We start from the raw sequence: 22991 nt of genomic DNA on the forward strand, positions 1-22991 counted from the left end.
CATTTTTTAGGTAAGTAACGACTTTAAATAAATTCCTTCTCTGTTACAAAAAAGTCACACTTCCCCAAAAATCAAACAAAAAGCATGTCTTTGTACATTCACACGAAACCTTGCTATAATAAGCTTTGCGAATACATAGGAAAGAGGGGAAAAGCATGAACGCTTATGATGAATATATGAAGCAGGTTGTGAAGCCGATGCGTGAGGAGCTAGTGGAGGCTGGATTTACGGAGCTGACAACGGCTGATGCAGTGAATGAGTTTATGGCAGAGACGAAGGGGACTTCGTTAGTGGTCATTAACTCGGTATGTGGTTGTGCGGCAGGACTTGCTCGTCCAGCAGCGCGCGAGGCAATTGCTGCGGTGAAGCCTGACCATCTTGTGACGGTGTTTGCAGGGCAGGATCCAGAGGCGACTGCAGCAATGCGCGGTTATTTTGAAGAGGTGCCACCGAGCTCACCGTCTATGGCGATTTTAAAGGACGGGGAACTGGCTTACTTTATTCCACGTGAACAAATCGAGGGATTCCCTGTGGAGCAAATTGTCTCTCATTTAACTGGCGTGTTAGAGCAAACATGCGAGAACTAAAAACGATTGTGACGACAGCGGGCAGACCAGACGAAGTATCGATGGCGCTCGCTGCTTTTGCGTGTCAAACATTAGGTGCTACATTTGAGCCACGGAAAAAGCGCTCTGTTCGTAAGATTTCACAGGAGTTGCAGGCACATGTGATGGTGGCGGGGAAGAATCGCTATGAATATTATGCCTATGGGGCACAGGAGCCCTTTTTCTTTCATCCGAATTCTGCAGCGTTTCGACTAAAGCGTGTTGCTCGTGGTGAGGCAGAGCCCTTTTTGGAAGCGGCACAGCTTCAACAGGGTGATTCGGTGTTGGATTGTACATTAGGTCTTGCGGCAGATGCTATGTTAGCGGCTTATATCGTGGGTGAGACAGGCCATGTAGTAGGGCTGGAAGCAAATCCAAATGTAGCGTTTATTGTCAGTCGGGGGACGCAAACCTATGATACGTCCGAGTTACCATTAACCGCCTGTATGCGACGAATCGAGGTAGTTCAAGCTGAAGCGATTGCTTATTTAAAAACCTTGCCAGACAAGGCTTTTGATGTGGTCTATATGGACCCGATGTTTGGAGAGGTCATCGAAGAGGCGAATAATTTTCAGGCGTTACGGCTCGCGGGTGAGCATGTTACATTAACGGATGAATGGGTCTATGAGGCCAAGCGTGTAGCGAAAAAGCGGGTGGTATTAAAGGCACATTTTCGTTCAGAGTGGTTTGCACAGTACGGTTTCCAGCAATTGACGAGAGTAACCGCGAAGTTTCATTATGGTGTGCTAGAAGTCTGACCGAGCTCCAATAGATATAGAATATATGACAAAAGATGTCCAACCGTTCGAAATGTCTGACTTGGGCATCTTTTGTCATTTTAATTTTTGCGGAAGTGAAGTAGTAGAGGACATTATAATGCATCAGAATATCTGAAATGTGTGAGTGCTACTGAATATTGCTCTCCATGATCCTCGGATAGAGCAAGCCTTTCAACAATTTTAGCTTGCGCAAATTTTTCATTAAGTTTTTTTGTTGAGATGGTTATTTATGAAGACTTAAAAAAGTTTATAATAGAATTTATAAAAGCTTATGGAGGGATTGTTATGGAATTGAAGACATGTCCAAATTGTAATAGTCAGAACATTCATAAGGGTATTATTCGAGCTGTTCATGCTCCGCTCCACATGTTTCCAGAAGAATCATTTAACAAAAACGTACCACTTAATTCTCATCTAGGAAATTCCTCTAAAATAACCTCATACTATTGTCAAGATTGCGGTTATATTTTAGGTGCATTTGTAGATGAACCGAACAAACTTATTAAATAAGTTAAGGTTAAGAATGAAACTTTTTATGAAAATCTTAGCTATAAAGAAAACGCCACTATTCGGGGCTTTTTGTTCATTTCACAAAAAATTTCATTATACTAAAATATACGAAATGAAGAACGGGAGAAATTAGCATTTCGTAATACTAGTTCACTAACTGACATTAGGCTTGATAATATGGGCAGTTCATTTGGGGTATTTTTGGAAACAAACAGTGATGGTATCGCCATTCGTGGATTTACAAAATCATTGACTGTTGGCAATTCTCGTCTTTGCCCTCAATATTTTTGGCTATTATTTAGTCGGCTGGCTGATTGGTGCAGGGTTTTATCGCTATGGCGGCTTGTTTGGTCTAGCTTTTATAATCATGGCTTTAGTTATTGTTTTGGTACAGGCTGTTTTAGTAAGGGCTGTACTTGGTTTGCCATTAAACTCAGCGATTGTATCGTTTGATGTGCCTGCTGTGATTGCAGCCATAGGGATTTTAACAGTCATCAGCCTCGATCCGTCAACTAACAAAAGGGTTGTCATTAAAATGTAGAGTGGAAATGGAGTATGCAATAATAAAATCAGTATGCTAGGTGACATGTCCTACCATACTGATTTTTTGTCATATATCATGATGTGTATGTTGTATATAAATTTCCAATGTTTATCTACTTATAAACTGGCTTTTTTACAGAAATCACAGGTATTTGAGATTGTTCGATTTACTGAACAGGCACTGTTTGTTGAAGTAGAACTTTCATTTCCTGTGCATAGGATTCTTGATGGAAGTTTTCAGCGTGAATGTACAATTGTTCAGAGGCTCTTGTGATACCTACATACATAGTTTTTCGATATTTTAATGCTTCTTCTTTTACAGAAGTAGAGATAAATCGATCTGTATCCAATAAAAATACGATCGGAGCTTCTAATCCTTTTGCTGATTGATAAGTTGTCACAATAATTTTATGCTCAGTGGATGCTTTTTTATTTAATGATTCCGCTTTTGCTTGTAACACCTTTGGAAGTGTTTGGATGAAAGTGTTAGCTCTCTGCCAGTCTTTACAGAGTACCATTATTTCATTTGGATTATAGCCAGCTTTATAAATCAATTCCTCAATTTTTATGGCTACCTCTTCAAGTTCTCCTTCAATCATCTCGATGCCATTTTCAACCGAATTTTCATACTCAATTTCCTTCATAGGGCAATAAAATTTTTCTACCTCGGCTTTTAATTTTTCATCTACACTTAAAAATTGTAGAGCTAAATCAATATGCTCATTGGCTGAACGATAGGCTTTTTTTAGTAATTTACTTCTGCCGCGCATGTCTAAAATAGGGTCAATTTCTGTCCAAGGTGTATCTGTTGAACGGTAGAGACCTTGTAAGCGATCGCCAGCTAAAAATAAATTAATGCTGTTTTTTTCTTCTTTTTTACTATCAATAGTTTTAAAAGTCTTACAGCTTTGAATGGCTAAACGAATCCAATCGTCTAAAAAATCTTGGTATTCATCAATTAAAATTGCATCATACATCGGTTTAGCTTTTTGTAGAGACAAACTTGGCAAATCATAGTCCCACCATTTTTGCTGTTCATCACCAGATAGTTTTGGGATAGAGACATGTGCTATATCTAATGCAAACTTGTGGAAGGTACTGATTTCAATATTTTCAATATGTATATCTAAAAATGATAAATTTTCTGCTAAGCTTTTTACTTTTTGTTCTAGTTTTGTAGCTAAACTTCTATTGTATGTTAAAACGCGTATTTTCCAATCTGGGTTTTCTCTGATCAAATGAATTGCTCTTGCTAAAAGCATAACTGTTTTTCCACTGCCAGGTACTCCCGTCACCATATAATGACCGTATGAAATATTTTTAGCAAATCGTTCTTGCTCAGCATCTAATGCAGCAATTAGTTCCTGCGTGTGGTTTTCACTTGTAGAGAGAATTTGAATCTCTGGGAAGATAATTGCTCTGAGCATCTTTAAATACATAGGGCTCAAAGGCTTAATTTCTGAAAATAAGTCTGATATTTCTAAACCGTTAAAATCCTCCGATAATAGATAGTGTGCAGGTTTCTGATTAAAAACATCTGCTAAGCGATTTTCTTCAAAGGCAGCTCTTTTTAAATGAGGCAAAATAGCAAAGGAAGAGAGCTTCACATCTAGTTCACCTTGCGTGTTGTATAATCTATCATCCATTGAAAATAAGCCTTCCAGAGATTTATAATATTGACCAGCTTTAAATACTGGATTATCTAGTTTTTCGCCATTGATATTTTTAATTTCTAGACGAGTCCAAGAGGCAAGGTAGTCAATACTCCAGTCCTTCACTTCTAAAATACTTACTCCTCTTAAACAATCAATTAGAATAAAATCTGGAATAAGATTTTTAATCTTGGGTTGAATATAGAGGTAGGCATCACTTTGTTGTGCTTTATATAAATTTTTAATCTTATTGAGCACACTGCGCTCGCCCTTAGTTAATGTAGGAAGATCATTTGGTATGATATGTAGCAAAATATATTAACCTCCAAATATTAGTGTGTTATACAATATTTATAATACACTATATATTGTAAAAAACAACAACTTTAGTCTTGTGGTAAAAAAGCATTATTATAAGCTAAAACATTGGTTATTTAAAATAAGATCCTTTCTAAAGAGGAATTTTTATGAGTCTTTAGGTATATGAATTAGAAAGAGTAAAGAGTGAAAAAAGAGTGTGAAATTGTATTTTGTATAAAATATTTTACTTATTTAATTCACTGTGCTATAATAAGAGACGTGCTATTTTAGGTAGCATATTTCTGTAATCTGGCATTCTGCTTTTTGTTTTTGTAGATACTTATTCACACTGGCGCATGCTTTGGGGCTGCAAGGACGCAAAAGATGGTAGGGTTTGCGTTGCTTAAGTTAGAAGGCACACAGTGGAATTTTACCGCGGTGATGAAACGAATCTGGTTTCAAGATAATATTCCCCAGACGATTGGGTTGAGACTTTTACAATTTACGAGAATGTTACCTATAAATACTAAAGGGGTAGTTTCGCAATAGCGAGGCTGCCCCTTGTCTAATTTTCCCAGCCTGTCGTCCCTAGCTACGACAGGCTTTTTTGGTATACATTACCGTTTACTCTATACCTTAAATAAGTGATAATAAAAGCATGAATTTTAGTAAGAATCTAAATTCCGACATAAAAAAACTGAAAAATCAAAAAGGTGAGGGATATTTATGGAAACAATGAGCACACAATCCACGAATGTGTTTACACAAATAACAGAAATGGCTGCAGCACGGCAAGAAAATAGGGAACAGCTAGTATCACTTTATTGTCAAGAAAGGCTCCTTTATCGTTTATCTGTCTCATCATATAACGATCAATTTTACTTAGCAGGGGATTTATTATTATTTGCATTAACAGAGGGATTGGTGAAGCCCACAAAAGAAATCACACTGCTAGCGAAGCCGAGTGCTCGTCAACAGGAAATAGTGAAACAAGCATTGAAAGAAATTTGTTCGATTGCAGTACCAGAGGATGGCATTGAGTGGAACGCAGAAAAAATAGAGAGTGCTTTAACAGAAGACGGTATTCATTTCACAATACCAGCTACACTAGGCCAAACAACAACATACATAGAAGTAAGAATAACCTATAAAGAAAGTGTGCCAGTGACACCGAAAACCATTATGTTTCCAACCTTACTAGCCAGCGAGGTGGCTGTGCTTTATACATATCCAACGGAATTCGTGATAGCACAAAAATTTATCGAAATGTATCAATATCCAGCCTTAGAGAAAACATCAAAAGCAATGTTGGAAGTTAATCAACTGTTGCAAACCCAAAACATAGAAGGACGTATCTTACAGGCGTATATAGAAGCATTATTTGAGCGCCATCATTTTACAATTGAGCTAAACACTACACTCGAATTAACAGGCGTACTAAAACAATTTTTCAGCCCAATTCATGAAGTGCTATTGGCTGAGCATGAATTTTTCCAGCAGTGGCACTTTGACAATCAGGCTTGGCAATAACGATAGAAACCCGCGGACATTATGTTGTTCGCGGGTTTCTACGTAGTATAAGTAGTTATATGGGAATAGAATAAACATTTTTAGTGATTATCTAACGCATCAATGCATTAAGAAGTAGACATTATAAACTAAAAAAGGAGAGCGGATTTATCTATTATGACTGATGAATTTTCTCTTCTAGAATCACAATGGAATTAGGTGAAGAATAGGATAAAGCTGGCTAGCTTATGTGTTCAAGAGATTGTTCAAACAGGCGAATTGCTGTGCAGCCGACAAAAAATATGTCTGAGGCGGGGAAAACTTTGCAAGAGGTATAGTTAGATAAAGTATTTTTGCTTGCCTTGACATCCTCAAATAGTATTTGTTATGTTGTAAATCTGAATGAGAATGATAATCATTGAAGCTGTATGATCTATGGGAAGGAGCAATCTAATGGACAGGATCAATAATGTTCATTTCGTGGCAATATTATGAATATAAGCGAAGAAATTCAACTGTGGAATCAAGTCGTCATTCGTGTACTGGACATTCGGGTAAAACGACTTGGGCGTGGTGACGAAATTCGTAATTATGTAACACCAGCAAGCACGTTTATGTTTGTGGCAAATGGACGGGCTGAGCTGTGGGTAAACGATGAAGTATGGCTATCCGAACGGTTTCATTTAATACATATCGGCAAGGGGCAGCGGATAACGGTTCAATCTACTGACTTTCTTGACATCTACATGATTTTATACAATGCTTCTTTGCCAGCTTCAGCATTGCGGGAGTTTCATATGATGATGCAAACAGACAATCCATTTATGAAAAGTTGGGCAGTGTCGCCATCCGAACCGCTCGTTATGTTGGAGAGGCTAGAAACAATGTTGAGCGATTGGCAACAAATAGATAATGGGCAGATAGACAAAGAGAAAGACATGAAGGATGTCCATGAATTAAGAAGATTGAAGGCTAAGGGGGAGTTCATCCGTTTCGTCCATGCAGCGTTACAGGAGCGGATGGAGCTTGCACACGCCCCAACGTTGGCTGAACAAGTTGTCCGCTATATCGCAAGGAATTATCGTGGAATGATTTCCATGGAGCAGTTGGCCCATCAAATGAATTACACCCCACAGTATGTTTCAAGGAAATTTAAAGAGCAGATGGGATGCAGCCCACTTGATTATACGATTCGATTACGCATAGACTTGGCACGAAATTTGCTGTGTGATACCGAAGCGACACTACAAGAAATAGCTGCTTATGTTGGTTATCCAGACACAGTCTATTTTAACCGTATGTTTAAGAAACAAACAGGTATAACTCCAGGGGAATATCGCAGGCAATACCAGTTTGTAGGTTCGAAAGATACTATGAATTGGACAGATTTGTCCATTGTTGCTCCACATCCAGCCATGTATCATTTAAACGGTAATGATATTCATTATCAATTAATGTTAGATGGAGGAAATGATATGGCAATGAGTAAAAAAAATATGTTAGCGATGACACTATTGTGTCTAACAATGGTTACATCGGCATGCGGGACATCATCAGAAGGGACAAAGGGAACTAGTGGCGCAGCCAAATCTGATCAATTGAATGCAGAAGCACCTGCCAATATCGAAATGCGAACAATTAAGACCGCTCTCGGAGATGTGGAAGTGCCTGCGCATCCACAACGTGTAGCAGCATCGGCATTTTTAGGTACCGTGTTGGCACTAGACGTCCAACCAGTGGCATCTGATTTTTTATTGATGGAAAGTCCGTATTTAGAAGGGATGCTTGACGGTGTCACTAATGTGGGAGATTCGCTTGAAGCACTGGTTGATTTGAAACCAGATTTAATCATTACAAATATTAATAAAGAAGAAACAGTGGACAAATATTCGCTCATCGCGCCAACAGTGGCTATGCCTTATAATAGCTTTGAAAGTATTCAGGAGGAAATGCGATATTTCGGTGATTTATTAGACAAAAAGGATGTCGCTGAACAATGGATTACCGATTTTGAGAGTCGCACAAGTAAGTTACATGATGAAGTTCAAGCTGTACTTGATGAGGGAGAGACTGTCTCCATCATGCAGGAGTATGATGGAAAGGTATTCTTATTCGGGCCGAAGTCTGGACGAGGTGGGCGAATCATGTATGAAATATTGGGCGCGAATCCACCTGCTACGATTCCCGAACATATGCTAGCTGAATCATTTTATGAATTTTCACTGGAATTGCTTCCTGAATATACTGGAGATTATTTGGTTTTAACAACAGAATCGACATTGGAGGAACTACAGGCTGATCCGATTTGGGGTAACCTGCCTGCGATTCGCGATGGAAAAGTATTCTTGTGGACTGAAAGCCAGTCATGGTTTAGAGACCCAATTGCTGTAGAAGGGCAAATAGACAATTTAGCTAATTGGATTTTGGAAGCTGCCAAAACAAAATAGATATTGTAGCGTAAGAACTGACTTACTTAGGCTAAGTAGCTGAAAAATATTGTCTTCTTCATCATCTCGTTTTTCCTCTATTATTTAAAATGAATTTAATCTCTTTACAGATTCCTAACAAGGCTCTAGAAAGTAACCGATTAAAAGTTGCTTTCTAGAGCCTTCCCTTGTCGCAATTTCCTATGTATAGATAACTCGTCTGCTTTTTGCAAATTTCTTACTAATGTATGATGATAGGTAAAAATTAATAAATTGTGACAATTGATACTACCATCAATCATTTTATTGCATCCTTCTGCCCTAAATACAAAATAAACAATATATTTAGGAAAAGAAACGATTAAAAAACGATGAAAAACAATCCATATGTCTTTATAAAAGATAGTTTAAACCCTTTTTTGTGAAAATTAGTGACATTTAATATGATATGTACATTAGATAATCTATGAACGCCCCTAGCCAAAAGATCAAAAGTGTACACACTCATGGGTGATGGCGCGTTGTATGGATACGGTTAACGTTCATAAATGGGATAGTATAATCAGAAGTTCTATAGTATAGGAGGTCAAATGAAAAATGAATATTAACAACGTAAAAGGAATGATGAATTACAATAATGTATTACATGGTACAAATAATAAGTCTAAGTTCAATAGTATCTCGAATCAATTTAATCATTTCAAAGATGCAGTAGAACTCTCTAGTACAGGAAAAACAGTGATGGAAACACTTGATAAGGGCACAGCAATCAAAACGACACTTTATGTAGATTCCTATACCTATAACCAAATTTTAAACTACACTACCAATAATCCTGAATGTCAATGGAGTGAAATGGGCTTTGATGGTGAAAAACGTTGGGTTGTTGTGAATGGACAACGTTTCGAGTGTCCATTAAGCGAAAAAGAAAAAGCAGCTAGAAAAAGGGCGCAATTTACACTTTTAGATTACATGGAGGAACATCGATTACAGAAGGAGAAGACTAGGCTAAAACATAAAAAATATGAGCAAATAGACATTGATTTTACCGGCACATCTAATGCTAGTATCCTTGGAATTGATCCTAAAATCGATCATTTATTGAGCAATGAAAAAGCAATAAACATGCTTAAAGATATTTCTAAATATACAAATGGAAAGATCTCTTTATCGTCTAATATATAATTACTTTTTTAGACCGAATTGTAATTTAGGTAATCGTTGATAACTAAATACAGTTTTCTGTGGATGTCAATCAGAGCTAGTATACTTTAAAGCTTTTACAGTTTGGAACGCCTCTTTTAAAGGCGTGTCTATTCGTTTTTAACAATATAAAATGAACTAGTAACTATATGCATGAATCAATCAATGTAACAACTAGCTACTAATTTAGCTATAAGGTTCTTAAATACGCAGCATAAAATTTTCGATTCTATCCCATTCTTTGTGTATCAAAATAGTACTTAGAAAGGAAAGGAGATAAACGTGAATATAAATTCCCTTTCTATCGAAAATCTACTTCTCACACAAAAACTCCTTCAAGAATTGCCTGAAAATAAAACATTAAATTTATCAGAAAAACAAAAAGCTTCTTTCAAACAAATATTAACAGAAGCCCTTCTTAAGAGTTCAGATACAAAAAATTTATCTGATTTACAAAACCAACTGTTTTTAAAAAATCCTACATTATTTAATATGATCAATTTAAATACTCAGAGTGGTTTTCTAAATCTACTCGAAGCTCAATTAGATGAGGATTATTATCTATCCAAAGTGCAAAAACAACTATTAAAAAGTACTGATTTAACGAGAGAAGGATTTATCTCACCTTCTTCAAATATTGTTATTAACACGTTAGTAAATTCTAGATTAAAACCAAATAAAATGGCGGCTAAGTCTCATGTAGACAAGCATAATACAGCTAAAGCAAAAACATCATATCCACAACAAATCCCAATAATTTTAAGTACAAATATGGGTGAAATGTTCTCAAGAATTCAACAAATTACATCTAGTTTTTGGTTTAGAAATCCATTTTCTCTTTGAAGAAACTGAGGTTTAAATATCTTCTGTCGGTTGAAGAGGCGGTACACCACCGCCTTTTTCGAAGGTATTGGTTTTAACCTTTCTTAGCTTAGTAAGAGACGTTTAAGTTGAACAAAATAGACTTTAAAATTTGAATAATTGTTGTATGATAATAATCTGCTGATTCCAAAATAGCAACAAGTATTCGTCCTATTATCGATTGAATCGCTATTATATACCTCGTAAACTTATTCGATTTTTCACAATTAAGCTTTATTAGAGAATTTCCCTATATGAATCTCTTTTTTGAGAATCCTGCATCTTACTTCCCACTTAGCTACATTACTTCCTGCTACTGCACTCATTTTTTACCTCCTCTAACCACTATACCTTCGTTTGTTATACAAGATATACGTCCCAACCAACCCGCAACATATTTTTACTTTTATTCTTGGAAAATAATAAATTAATCCTTATCGTTCAAGTTGAATTCATTTTTTTGACATTTTAATATTTAAACGAATGGACTGATAAGAATTATGCGTATTTAGCTTCTATTTGTGCTGCGTTTATACAGAATAATAAGCGATTTTTTTAATTTCAGAGAAAAATCAAATCAATAAATTATGACAATTTATGCTAATTTTTATTGTTTTTTATATCCTTCTGCCATAAATACAAAATAAACAATATATTTAGGGATAGAAACTATTAAAAAAATAGTAAAATCAATCCATATGTCTTTATAAAAGATAGTTTTAACCCTTTTTTGAGAAAAATTGTGACATTCGATATTATATTTATATTAAATAATCTATTAATATTAGATATTTAATAAAAAAATATTAGGAGGGTTTCACAATGAAAAATAAAATAATACTGTATGGTGTAGTAACAAGTACTTTATTGGCAGGCGGTCCCTTTTCTAATAATGCAAGTGCTTCTGAAAATCAAGGACTGACGGGGAATAATATTGGAGTTGTTTCAAGCAACATAAAAGCGGCTGAACAAAGTCAAAATAAAAATAGTGCCTATCAAGATATTGATGAAAGAGTGAAAAAGATGTTGATCAGTGCTGCTTTTGATGGTACAGAATATAGATACCACCATATAAAAGATACCGAATTAAACGGTAATATTATAGAAGGGTCTATGATTGAAAACGCTCAAATTTTGACAATTGGAGAAAATATTTTAGAAAATAATCTAGGGCATGAGGTAACGTTATTTACTAGTGGATATGAGCATGAATTTAAGGAAATGACTAGTACAACCAATACTTCAGGTTGGACATTTGGATATAACTACAATGCAACCCTATCTGTAATGATGGTCTCAGCTTCGCAAAGTTTTAGTGTTGATTATAATATGTCCACTTCAAACACTACAGAGAAATCACAAGTTAGAAAGTTCACTGTGCCTCCACAAGGATTTCCTGTTCCAGCAGGGAAAAAATATAAAGTTGAGTATGTATTTGAAAAAATAACAATATCGGGCAGAAACAGACTGAATGCAGATTTATATGGGGACGCTACTTATTATTACAATAATTTACCGATGAGCCCTCAACTTTTATATTCTGCCATGAACTTTGCTTCAGATACTCAAGGATTTGAACGCGTAATTAGAGATAATGCAGAAGGAAATGATCGATTTGGAATTAGAGCGACGGGCGAAGGACGATTTAGCACAGAATTCGGTACACGTTTATATGCTAAAATAACAGATATTACAGATTCGAAAAAGCCCGTAACAATAGAAACAAAAAAAATTCCTGTTAATTTTGAAACCCTTTCTGTGGCTACTAAAATAATTGAATAAGAATAGGAGCATGCAATACCCTTAGCGTATTAAAAGTAAGGGTATTGCATTTTTATATTGCCTCTAAAAATTGGATAACATTTTACATTATCAAAATTTTTATAGCTATAGGTAAGTTACAATGAATGGCAATCGAAACGATAGATTATCAATCAACTTTGTGAACAAAACGCTCTTGGAAAACACTAAATCAATCCTTATCGTTCAGGTTGACTTCATTTTTTGTGAAATTTACCCTGGGAGAAATACTTCGATATTCTTGCCTAAAGCATATGAATTATTTTTTGTGACATTTTAATATTTAAACGAATGGACCGATAAGAATTATGCGTATTTATCTTCTAATTGCGCTACATTTATACAGTGAATGAACCAATATAGAATAATAAACGATGTTATTTTTAGTATTTTTGTTTAATTTAATGAAGATTCGCAATTGAAAATAATAATCTGTATGATTGTAACAAAGGAAAAGCAACAGGATTTCCAAGAAAGGAGGAACCACATGAGAAATTTTTTCGAAGATCAATATATAAATAGTGGTGAGCAACAAATAATAAACTTAGTTAGTGAAATTAGTGAATATAAAGGAAAGTTGACCGCTTATCAAGAGCAAAGACCTGATATGTTCACTAGGCTTGCAAAAGCGATGCCACTACAATATATAAAAAACTATGTTTCGGTATATGAAGATATAAAAGTTTCTAATAAGCGCTTAAAAGAACTTATTTTAGAAGATATGATACCCCAATCGATCTCAGAAGATGCGATATTTTGTTATTATGAAACGCTGACACTTGTACATGAAAAATCTAGTGCTTTCTCTATTAGTCCAGATACTATACAAGAATTGCATTTTCAATTAGTTCATTTTATTACCTCTGACGGTGCAAAATGGCGTCAAAAGCCATTCTCTATCCCGGGAATTCCGGAGAAAGGGATGCACACGATTGTTTATCGTCCTCTTCCTCCTGAAAATATCCCAATGGCTGTAGAACAATTATGCAACCAGTACAATGTATTAAACCGTAAAAAAGAGTTACCTACACTTATATTGATAGCTCGTTTTATATTCAATCTTTATTGTATAATCCCATTTAGTCAAGGTAATGGTAGATTAATGCTTATGTTAATGCAATTATTACTAGTAAAAAGCGGACATACATTTGTTAAATATGTTTGTTTAGATGAATATATCAAGAAAAGAGAGGCAGAATACTATGAAGCCGTCTATCAATCATCGGTAAATTGGTATTGTAATGGGCATAATATGAGCTTCTGGTTAAAAACATTCTTATCTATTATTTTAGAGGCTTATAAAAATCTACATAACAGAATACGGGATTCTATATGCAGACATACTAAGATAGAGCGAATTCAGAATTTTATTCTTAATCAAGAACAACCCTTTACAAAAGAATACATTCGAAGTATTTATCCTGATATAGCCGAAAGTACAATTAGTAAAGCTTTAACTGATTTACAAGTAGGTGGTGAAATTAAACTGATTTCAAAAGGGAGAAATGCGTGCTGGATGAAAGTCAAATCTTGAAGTCGGAGAGCTACTAAGTCAGAAAAAATAGTAGTAATGCGAAAAGGAATATTGGAATTACACTGGCCAAGTCACTTATCCATGCTTCATGTTCAACCACTGTGCAAATGGTAGGAATGAAAACGAAATGTGCTAAAAACTAACTGAGAAAAATAACAAATCGTATTGGTTGTAAAACGTTGGTCATTTTATGTTATACCACCTCCTAATGATACTCCTCTTGTTTGATGCCATCTAATCTAAGTGGACACGTTTTAGTTTCTATTGACTCACATAAACTCCCTTCTATCTCTAGATACAAATTCCACGTTCTCCATATTGACGCCAAATAGGTCGAATTTAGTTGGACGATCAAGGTGATATGAAAATAAATTTTTTCAAACGTGCATTCAGTATTAGCAGAATCCACTCATATCTAGCAGGGGGCAACATCTCCTTTTCTTTAATGATTATACGAAGATGAAAGAGTTCCATTTTATAAAAATTCCATGTCATGATGAAGAATACATTCCTCCAAAAAAATCAGCAGATTCAAGATTAAGCCTGTGGATATTTGGGGGAATTTTATTCTATGATGGAACTTATTTTTATGAAATCTAAGTATGACTATAATCGTAGGGTTCATTTATATTTTTTTAGAAAAAACGAGGTATCTTCACATAAACTACAGATTGCGTGGTTATAATGGCTAACTAGGGGGAGATCTTAATGAACTACAAGATTCTTGTAATAGAAGATGATTTAGAAATTCAAGAATTAATTAAGCAGTTTTTGAAGACACAAAATTATACTTTAGCGGTAGCGTCAGATGGAGTAGAGGGAATAAAGAAATTAAATACTCAACCCTTTGATTTAATTCTTCTTGATGTGATGATGCCAAATCTAAATGGATTTGAAGTAGCCAAAATGATTCGTAGTCAATCTAATATACCGATTATTTTCCTAACGGCATTAGAAGAAGAACAAGATCAAATGAAGGGCTTTGATCTTGGTATTGACGATTATATAACGAAGCCATTCTCATTTCATGTGTTGATTAGACGTGTACAAGCCATTCTCAGAAGAAGCAATTATAAAAATCGGGGTAACGATTTACATTTTAATGAACTTAATGTTGATTGTGACGGATACAAAGCTTATGTAAATAAAGAGGAAATATCTTTAACGACAAAGGAATTCGAGATTTTACAACTATTACTTCATAACGAAAAAAAAGTACTTACTAGAGAAATCATTGTAGAAAAAGTTTGGGGATATGATTATTCAGGAGAAACACGGATGATTGATACACATATAAAAAATTTAAGAAAAAAATTAAATATACCCTATATTAAAACAGTCAAGGGTATTGGATATAAAATTGATGAGTAGGATTGTAGACATCATGAAGATGAAAAAAATAACCTATAAACTTTTTATGATTACTTCTCTTATATTGCTATCTTTTGCAGTATTAATTTATTTAACATTATACTTCTTCCTTCCAACATTTTACGAACAATATAAAACAAACCAACTCCAATCAGGTATGGTCGACATCATTAAAAAATCGGAAAAAATAAAATTAGAACATGCAAAAAATCTTTTGGACGAGTACTCCAAAGAAAATAATGCCATCATTTACCTACAAGAAAAGGATGGAAATATTATCTACTCACCTTCGTTCATGATTCAGGGAAATTCGCCGCCACCAATTATTACTGGAAAAACAACACCATTACAAAATGAAGAAACAGTAAATGCATTTCATAAATCTTTCCCCATTCAATTTCTAGATAAAGGTAATTTAATCGTGAATGTATTTGCTACATTTCAACCTATCGATGAAGCTTCACAGGTCTTAGTACGTTTTCTCCCTTATATTAGCATCATAGTAGTGGGTATTGGATTGGGCAGTGCCTATCTATATTCAAGATTTATTACAAAACCACTCCTTTATATAAATGAGCGTGCGCAAAAGATGGCAAACCTTGATTTTTCCGAAAATATAGTAGTTCGTTCCAATGATGAGTTAGAGGAATTATCTAATAGCTTAAATGAAATGTCGAATAACTTGCAAAAGACAATGAATGATTTACAAATAGCAAATGAGCAATTAAAAGATGATATTGAAAGAGAAAGAAAAATCGAAACAAAACGTAGGGAGTTTTTCACTACAGTTGCACATGAATTAAAAACGCCACTCACTGTCATGAAAGGTTATATAGAAGGGATGATTTATAATATCGGACCTTATCAAAATCGTGACTACTATTTAGAAAAAAACCGTAAAATTATTGAAAGAACAGAACAACTCGTCCGTGAAATTTTAAGTATGTCCAAACTAGAACAAGATACATTTAAAATCCAAGCAAGAGAAATAAATCTCCTAGATTTAATTGAGACTATTACGAAGGACCTCGCTTTTTTTGCATCTCAGAAAAATATTAGAATCATTAACAAAATCCCACCAGATAATTACGTATTTACAGACAGTGATTTATTAGAAAAAGCATTAAAAAATATTATCCATAATGCAATTATGTATTCACCACAGGGAGAAACTGTATATTTAGCATTGACGGAGGATTCAAAACAAAACCAGATTCAAATCCAAATCATTAATACAGGTATACAAATAAAAGCAGACGAACTACAACAATTGTTTCAGCCTTTTTATAGAATCGAAAAATCAAGAAATAGGAACACTGGTGGAAGTGGCTTAGGCTTATATATTGTCAAACAAATATTTCAATCACTCTCTATTAATTATTCAGTGGATAATATGGAGAATGGTATTCAATTTTTAGTGACATTTCCTGAAAGGTAAATAATTGTTACGAAGGGCAGCTCAAATTTTAGAACCGAATGAAACAGGAATCTTGATTCACTTGAAGATAGGAGATAGATAGATAATGAAGATCAGGGCAAAGTTAATTGTGATTACATTAAGCCTCTTATTCATTCCAAGCTTAATTATCGGCGTAAGCAGTTATTATTCTGCTAAAGAGCACTTGGATGATATGGGAGAAAAAATGCTGAAAAATAATGTTGAAATGGCACTTCAGTTAATTGATGCAATGAATTATGCCGTTCAAACGGGAGAAATATCGTTAGAGGATGCTCAAGAAAAAGTAAAACAACATTTAATTGGCGATTTACATAGTGATGGTACCCGTAAAATAACTACTCATGTTGATTTAGGTGAGGACGGCTATTTTGCTATTTACGGATTAGATGGTCAAAGAATAGCCCATCCTTTCTCAGAAGGGAAAAATGCTTGGGAGAGCGTTGATAGTAACGGAATTTATATGATACAAGATATGATAAAAGCAGCAGAAAAGGGTGGGGGTTTTACATATTACGCTAGAGCATTACCGAACCAACCTGATACAGAAGAAGACAAAATAGCCTATAGCGCTTTAGATCCGAACTGGGGTTGGGTGGTAAGTGCTAGTAGCTTCATGGCATCATTTAATCATGGCGTTCAGTTAATTCAACATACGATTATGATTACACTTGCTAGTAGTGTTGTTATAGGTTTAATCGTTATATTTTTATTTTCAAGACATTTAGCAATTCCAGTTCAGATGGTCACTGATAGTGTTCAAAAGATTGCTAATCAAGATTTAACCTTTAAGCATCTAAAAGTTCAAAATAAAGATGAGTTAGGTCATTTAGCGACAGGAATTAATACGATGACTACAAATTTAAGAGGTATGATTGAATCCGTTTCAAGTTCAGCCGAACATGTGGCAGCTACATCTGAACAACTCACTGCGAGTAGTGAACAAACAAGCATGGCCTCAGATGAAATTACTAAGGCTATTCAAGAAATTTCTACAGGGCAAGAAAAGCAACTGGCTGGTATGGAGGAAGCAAATCATTCAGTTTTACAGATATCATCAAGCATCACAGAAATTACGAAAAATATTAAAGAATTAAGCGATCTATCCATTGAAACTTCTAAGGTTTCTCTTTATGGTAATGAAGTCATTACACAGACAGTGGAACAAATGAATCAAATTAATAGCCAGAACATCGTGACGACTGAAGCAATGCAATTGCTTGAAAGTAAATCACAAGAGATTGGTGAGATTATTAATGTCATTACTAGCATTGCAGCTCAAACCAATTTACTAGCTTTAAACGCAGCAATTGAAGCAGCACGAGCAGGAGAACAAGGGAAAGGATTTGCTGTTGTTGCAGATGAAGTGAGGAAATTAGCAGAGGAATCAAGCAATGCAGCTAACAACATCTCTGCTTTAATAGGTGATATTCAAATGAATACACAAAATACAGTACAAACTGTCAATGAAGGAAAAATGGTAGTGGAAAAGGGGATAGATCATGTTGCGAATGCAGGGAAAACATTTGAAGAAATCGCATTTGATGTAGACCTGATTAACAATAAACTAGCATCTGTCTCTACTGAAATTCAAGATATTAGTGCGAATACAGACATTCTTGTAAATGAAATATGGAAAGTAAAAGATGTTAGCAATCAGTCATCAAGCTATACACAACAAGTCGTAGCAGCAGCGGAAGAGCAATCTGCTACGATGATTGAGATGACATTTGCATCCCGTTCTTTAGCAGAGATGTCGCAGGAGCTTCAAAATTTAGTATCGAACTTTAAAACGGATGAATAAATAACGGTTGTAAAGGCAGCCATTTAAACTAAATATAGTGAGCTAGCAAATTTCTTGAAGTGGTGATTTGTTAGCTCTTTTTTTGTGCAAGTAAAAGAGCTGAATTATCCACTTTTAACCAGTTATTAGTGCTCCACATAAACTTCACATTCAATACACGCCAACTACAGATTCACTTTATAAAATATATTATATGTATAGTAATTTTTTGATAATAATTGGAGGAATTAGGATGGAGACTGGGATAACAAAATTTGAATCAAATCGTAAGTTTGTATTGACGAGTATTGAAAATAAAAAATCTTTCGCATTAGTATATATTACAATCATAAGTTGGCATAATGTAGATACTTTTAATTGTATAGATGAGGTTAAGAGAGAATTAGCAATGTATCAAACAGAGGTTGAATGTTACAGAGTATTTGATAAGGAATATATAGTAGTCTGTAATGTTCAGTCGCAGGCTCTTTCCATTATTAATGATTTATCACATATTGATTATGTAAGGACACACTATCTATATGTACAAGATAGAAGGCTTCCAGCGTTAAATTACGTTAGACAAGTCTATTCGCAAAATAAGGATAGTTATGCTGTAAAAGCACCCATTTCACAGGAATGTTTACTATCGAAAGAGTTTGAAATCGTTTTCCAACCCATATTGCACAATGATAGGCAATTATCCTTTGAAGCACTAAGCAGGTGGAAATGCGAAGAACTAGGTTCCATATCACCAGGTGTTTTTATTCCGATGTTAGATAATGAGAGTTTGATAAAGTTAACTAAGAATATTATTAATAAAGCTGTTGATTTGTTGAAAAGATATAATGAAATAGTTTATGTCTCGATTAATTTAACCGCTTCATTAATCAATGATATCACTTGGCTAATGGAGCATTTGGATGACATTAATTTTACGAACAATAAACGAATTGCTTTTGAATTAACGGAGGAAACCCTAATGGGAATTGAGGCGAGAGAAAATTTAAAAATTATTCGTGAACGTGGTCATATTTTATTAATTGATGATTTTGGTTCTGGCTATTCCAATTTTCAATATATTTCGCTGTTTCCTCTAGATGGGGTGAAATTAGATAGATTGTTTATTGAGGGCAACTCAAATAAAAAGGTAGTTGCATTGCTTACAAAATTTATCAAAACACTAGATTTAAAAGTGATTATAGAAGGAGTAGAAAGCGTTGAGCAGCTTAATTCCATATCAGAGGCCGAATATGATTCAATACAGGGCTATTACGTATCTAAACCCCTCACTATAAATGAATTGATGCTATTTATGAATGCCACTAGATAGACAAACTATGAAGCAAAAAGGGAACTCCAGACAATCTCCAGTGTAGCTGCACATATAGGATTAACTTGTAAGACAAAATACACCTTAAAAGGAAATGAAATATTATAAAAAGAACATGAGATTGGTTGCTACAACTTTTGATACTATATTTTCTGCATTTGCAGCAAAGTCCCCAACTCAAATTATTGGAAGTAGTGAATTTGTGGTAGATCAAGTGAGTAACCAGCTAACGCTAATGAGATTTCAAAAGAGAAGGTACAAGTCATTTTTAACAAAGCAGAAGCAGAGACATTAACGAAAGAGGAAGCGATAAAACAACTAGGGCGCTTTTCTGAAATAAGAAAACTCCTTTCTCAAATAACGTAAACATTTCTAATATTTTTGTGTATTTATGATGAGAAAAGCGTAAGTTAATAAAATAACCTTTTTATTTATGAGGTTATTTTAAGGGATTTATCAAAATCTATATGGATTGTTAGCTTATCATTCAAATAAGTGACTGATCTAAAATTAATAAGAAACATCCATCAATTCCAATAAGAATTGATAAATTTTATGAAATATGAAATTAGATCCCTTGACGAAGTAATTATAATGAACTGCCATTCAAAGCGTAATCATTACTAATTATGAAGTGTTAGAAATGAGAGTCAATATTACTTTAGCATGTACAGAAACAGGTGATAAAAATTGTATTACGACTAAAAATAAACGAAATAACCCAGAACGATTAGAATTAAAAAAGTATTCTCCCCGACTAAAACGTGTACGTTTCGCCGAGAAACTAAATAATAAAGTAAAAACGCTTTTAGAAAGATTCGTCAGTAATTTTCGAGTCTTCTAAAAGTGTTTTTAATTTTAAAAAATACTTGCAATATGATTAGAAATATGATTAACTAAAATATGTTTCAAATCGTAATGATTACTATTTATTAGTTTTAACATGGATAAAATCACAGTTACATCATTAAGTGGTTATTTAGGGGCTGGTAAAACAACAATACTTAATAATTTGTTATCGAATACAAAAGATTTAAAAATGGCAGTCATTGTAAATGATATGAGTGAAATTAACATTGATGCCGATTACTTTTAGATAGCATTCATCTTACTTTTATATCCCTCATATCATTAAGCTTTGGAATCGTGTGAGATCCATGTAGAATCCTCTGTTATTAAGACTATGAACTGCTTCCCATTGTAAAATACCCATTTTAAAATAGAGTAATTTTTCTATATTTACATTTAGCTTAATAGTGAAATAACAGTCTAAGAGAGGTACATAAAAAGATTATGAAATAGAAATAAAATAAAGTTCCCAGTAGTATTGCGAGAAATGTTATGAAGGAATTTGGCCTAAAGGTAATACTTATTGAAAAGAGGCAGTCAAATCATGAATAGAAGATACTAATTGAAATGTCTAATGGGCCTATTTGTTTGTTTTTTGGAAGATTAATAAATGAAATACAGAAACATAAAGACTTTGGGTGTTTGGAGTAGAATGAAAATAAATAAAAAAATATTGATAATAGTAATCATTACTATTTATAATGGTGGAGCGACCTGTTCAAAGCGTAATCATTACTTTTTGTGAATTTGAAGGAGGGAGGAATAAATAACATTATTTATAAAAAGAAATCAGATTAGAAATTACTTCTTTTTGTGTGGATTGATTTTAGCATCAATTAAATGGAATAACTATGAATTTAAGGAGACTAAACATGTTAAAGAGAAAATATTTTTTATTTATCCCATTATTTGTTTTACTTTTTTTAGTAGCTTGTAGCGATGATACAGCACCCAATGCTGGTGAAGAAAGTAGTGTTAATAAAAATACATTGAAAATGTCTTGGCCGTCAGATATAGGAGAGGCGAACCCTCATTTATATTCACCAAACGAAATGTTTGCACAGGCGCTGCTATATGATCCATTAGTTGCTTATGGAAATGATGGGACAATATCTCCAGGATTAGCTGAGAATTGGGATATTTCTGAGGATGGTAAGGAATATACATTTCATTTGCGAGAAGGAGTAGTATATTCTGATGGTTCTATGTTAACAGCAGATAACGTTAAACGTAATTTTGAGACAGTTATCGGAAATAGTTTAGCGCATAGTTGGTTAGAGGTAGTAACAGTTATTGATGAAGTTGAAGTAATTGATGAGTTAACAATAAAGGTCTCATTAAAAGAATCATATTATCCGTTTTTACAGGAGTTGGCTTTAATTCGTCCATTACGTATGTTAGGTGACGCTGGATTTCCAGACAGTGGCAATACAGCAGATGGAATCAAGAAACCAATTGGTACAGGGCCATGGATTTTAAATGAAGCAGATGAAAATCATGCTGTATTTACGAGAAATGAAAATTATTGGGGAGAAAAACCCTCGATTGAAAAAGTAGAAGTGAAATATATTGCTGATTCACAGATGCGTATGATGGCTTTAGAAAATGGTGAAATTGATTTAATTTTCGGAAGTTCCCAACTTACTCCAATTGAGTTTACCACATTGAGACAGAATGACGAGTATTTGACTGAAGTTTCAGACCCTCTATCAACTCGTATATTATCTCTTAATACCACTTTTGGTGTAACTAAATATAAAGAGGTACGATTGGCGCTTCAACATGCACTAGATCGACAAACTATTATTGATCATATTTTAAGTGGTATGGAGCAAGAGGCACACTCTTTATTTTCACCAGGATTCCCATATAGTGATATTGAAATTGAAGAATATAATTTTGATGTAGAAAAATCTAAAAAAATTCTAGATAAAGCTGGCTGGATAGTTGATGGAAAAACTGGGATTCGTTCAAAGAATGGTGAAAAGCTTGAATTACTAATGGCTTACAATTCAAGCGACCAAATTCATAAAGCAATATACGAGTATTTACAAGGAGCTTGGAAAGAAGTTGGTGCGGATGTGAAATTGGTAGCCGAGGATAATCAAGTGTATTATGCGCGAACAAAAGCAGGTGAATACAACATAGTAATGAATGATACTTGGGGCGCACCTTATGATCCTCATATGTATATACGTACTATGACAGGAGAGCAACAAATTGGTAACTATTCCATTATGGGAACAGATTCGAGTGACAAACTTATAGAGGAAATTACACGTGTTATTAGATCTACAGATGTAACTGAGCGGGCTTCATTATATGAAAGTATAATCCAAACAATTCAGCAAGAGGCTATCTTTATACCAATTTCATATAAGCAAAATTATCTTGTGGCAAATGATGTATTCAAAAAAATCAAATTCTCTCCTCAACAATTTGAGGTACCAATTAATTTATATGAGATGAAGTGATAA

At 34.3% G+C, this 22991-nt stretch carries 15 protein-coding genes and 2 pseudogenes; 16 read left to right on the forward strand and 1 reads right to left on the reverse strand.

Features of this window, described 5'->3' with window-relative positions; all coding sequences use genetic code 11:
* Positions 1-155 precede the first annotated feature (155 nt).
* The 3 genes from MHI04_RS10120 to MHI04_RS10130 all read left to right on the forward strand — a co-directional run bounded on the left by MHI04_RS10120 (position 156) and on the right by MHI04_RS10130 (position 2435).
* Entirely contained in the window at positions 156-587 is a 432-nt protein-coding gene (locus MHI04_RS10120) for a BrxA/BrxB family bacilliredoxin (protein ID WP_036122610.1), read from the forward strand.
* Complete coding sequence (locus MHI04_RS10125; RefSeq protein WP_342535653.1) at positions 575-1363, forward strand: class I SAM-dependent methyltransferase; 789 nt, start codon at positions 575-577, stop codon at positions 1361-1363. The genes MHI04_RS10120 and MHI04_RS10125 overlap by 13 nt, the downstream gene beginning before the upstream one ends.
* A gap of 787 nt (positions 1364-2150) precedes the next feature.
* A complete protein-coding gene (locus MHI04_RS10130; protein WP_342535655.1) occupies positions 2151-2435 on the forward strand; it encodes a hypothetical protein in 285 nt (94 codons plus the stop codon).
* A gap of 169 nt (positions 2436-2604) precedes the next feature.
* On the opposite strand, the gene MHI04_RS10135 is transcribed toward MHI04_RS10130, so the two are convergent.
* On the reverse strand, positions 2605-4401 hold the full coding sequence (locus tag MHI04_RS10135) for a UvrD-helicase domain-containing protein (protein WP_342535656.1): 1797 nt from the start codon (positions 4399-4401) through the stop codon (positions 2605-2607).
* A gap of 714 nt (positions 4402-5115) precedes the next feature.
* Here MHI04_RS10135 and MHI04_RS10140 point away from each other — a divergent pair.
* The 13 genes and pseudogenes from MHI04_RS10140 to nikA all read left to right on the forward strand — a co-directional run bounded on the left by MHI04_RS10140 (position 5116) and on the right by nikA (position 22988).
* Positions 5116-5919 carry a nucleotidyl transferase AbiEii/AbiGii toxin family protein gene (locus tag MHI04_RS10140; protein ID WP_058843099.1) on the forward strand — a complete coding sequence of 268 codons (804 nt, stop codon included), beginning with the start codon at positions 5116-5118 and terminating at the stop codon, positions 5917-5919.
* Positions 5920-6389: 470 nt separating this feature from the next.
* Positions 6390-8345 (forward strand): AraC family transcriptional regulator, encoded by a 1956-nt coding sequence (locus MHI04_RS10145; RefSeq protein ID WP_271913246.1) that lies wholly within the window; start codon positions 6390-6392, stop codon positions 8343-8345.
* 576 nt (positions 8346-8921) lie between these two features.
* Entirely contained in the window at positions 8922-9509 is a 588-nt protein-coding gene (locus MHI04_RS10150) for a hypothetical protein (protein ID WP_342503844.1), read from the forward strand.
* Between the two features lie 300 nt (positions 9510-9809).
* The gene (locus MHI04_RS10155) at positions 9810-10370 is read left to right on the forward strand and encodes a hypothetical protein (RefSeq protein WP_342535657.1); all 561 of its coding nucleotides are present in this window, start codon (positions 9810-9812) and stop codon (positions 10368-10370) included.
* Between the two features lie 840 nt (positions 10371-11210).
* Positions 11211-12170, forward strand: a complete 960-nt coding sequence (locus tag MHI04_RS10160; protein ID WP_082673669.1) for an ETX/MTX2 family pore-forming toxin — start codon at positions 11211-11213, stop codon at positions 12168-12170.
* A gap of 505 nt (positions 12171-12675) precedes the next feature.
* Positions 12676-13722 carry a Fic family protein gene (locus tag MHI04_RS10165; protein ID WP_036122580.1) on the forward strand — a complete coding sequence of 349 codons (1047 nt, stop codon included), beginning with the start codon at positions 12676-12678 and terminating at the stop codon, positions 13720-13722.
* A 708-nt stretch (positions 13723-14430) separates the two neighbouring features.
* The gene (locus MHI04_RS10170) at positions 14431-15093 is read left to right on the forward strand and encodes a response regulator transcription factor (RefSeq protein ID WP_058843104.1); all 663 of its coding nucleotides are present in this window, start codon (positions 14431-14433) and stop codon (positions 15091-15093) included.
* A complete protein-coding gene (locus tag MHI04_RS10175) occupies positions 15086-16531 on the forward strand; it encodes a HAMP domain-containing sensor histidine kinase (RefSeq protein WP_342535659.1) in 1446 nt (481 codons plus the stop codon). The genes MHI04_RS10170 and MHI04_RS10175 overlap by 8 nt, the downstream gene beginning before the upstream one ends.
* An 85-nt stretch (positions 16532-16616) precedes the next feature.
* Entirely contained in the window at positions 16617-18353 is a 1737-nt protein-coding gene (locus MHI04_RS10180; RefSeq protein WP_342535660.1) for a methyl-accepting chemotaxis protein, read from the forward strand.
* Between the two features lie 232 nt (positions 18354-18585).
* The gene (locus tag MHI04_RS10185; RefSeq protein ID WP_249645773.1) at positions 18586-19665 is read left to right on the forward strand and encodes an EAL domain-containing protein; all 1080 of its coding nucleotides are present in this window, start codon (positions 18586-18588) and stop codon (positions 19663-19665) included.
* 643 nt (positions 19666-20308) lie between these two features.
* A pseudogene (rpmG, locus tag MHI04_RS10190) lies at positions 20309-20431 on the forward strand (50S ribosomal protein L33); the annotation flags it as partial.
* 177 nt (positions 20432-20608) lie between these two features.
* Positions 20609-20752: pseudogene (locus MHI04_RS10195) on the forward strand (GTP-binding protein); the annotation flags it as partial.
* A 634-nt stretch (positions 20753-21386) separates the two neighbouring features.
* Positions 21387-22988 carry a nickel ABC transporter substrate-binding protein gene (nikA, locus tag MHI04_RS10200; protein WP_101966619.1) on the forward strand — a complete coding sequence of 534 codons (1602 nt, stop codon included), beginning with the start codon at positions 21387-21389 and terminating at the stop codon, positions 22986-22988.
* The last annotated feature ends 3 nt before the right edge of the window (positions 22989-22991 follow it).

This window comes from Lysinibacillus sp. FSL K6-1151, from assembly GCF_038630755.1.
Lineage (GTDB): Bacteria > Bacillota > Bacilli > Bacillales_A > Planococcaceae > Lysinibacillus > Lysinibacillus fusiformis_D.

Bases quoted from the DNA above. Each gene is read 5' to 3' on its own strand.
- MHI04_RS10120 (WP_036122610.1), top strand. From the start codon at position 156: ATGAACGCTTATGATGAATATATGAAGCAGGTTGTGAAGCCGATGCGT.
- MHI04_RS10125 (WP_342535653.1), top strand. From the start codon at position 575: ATGCGAGAACTAAAAACGATTGTGACGACAGCGGGCAGACCAGACGAA.
- MHI04_RS10140 (WP_058843099.1), top strand. From the start codon at position 5,116: ATGGAAACAATGAGCACACAATCCACGAATGTGTTTACACAAATAACA.
- MHI04_RS10145 (WP_271913246.1), top strand. From the start codon at position 6,390: ATGAATATAAGCGAAGAAATTCAACTGTGGAATCAAGTCGTCATTCGT.
- MHI04_RS10150 (WP_342503844.1), top strand. From the start codon at position 8,922: ATGAATATTAACAACGTAAAAGGAATGATGAATTACAATAATGTATTA.
- MHI04_RS10160 (WP_082673669.1), top strand. From the start codon at position 11,211: ATGAAAAATAAAATAATACTGTATGGTGTAGTAACAAGTACTTTATTG.
- MHI04_RS10165 (WP_036122580.1), top strand. From the start codon at position 12,676: ATGAGAAATTTTTTCGAAGATCAATATATAAATAGTGGTGAGCAACAA.
- MHI04_RS10170 (WP_058843104.1), top strand. From the start codon at position 14,431: ATGAACTACAAGATTCTTGTAATAGAAGATGATTTAGAAATTCAAGAA.
- MHI04_RS10175 (WP_342535659.1), top strand. From the start codon at position 15,086: ATGAGTAGGATTGTAGACATCATGAAGATGAAAAAAATAACCTATAAA.
- MHI04_RS10180 (WP_342535660.1), top strand. From the start codon at position 16,617: ATGAAGATCAGGGCAAAGTTAATTGTGATTACATTAAGCCTCTTATTC.
- MHI04_RS10185 (WP_249645773.1), top strand. From the start codon at position 18,586: ATGGAGACTGGGATAACAAAATTTGAATCAAATCGTAAGTTTGTATTG.
- nikA (WP_101966619.1), top strand. From the start codon at position 21,387: ATGTTAAAGAGAAAATATTTTTTATTTATCCCATTATTTGTTTTACTT.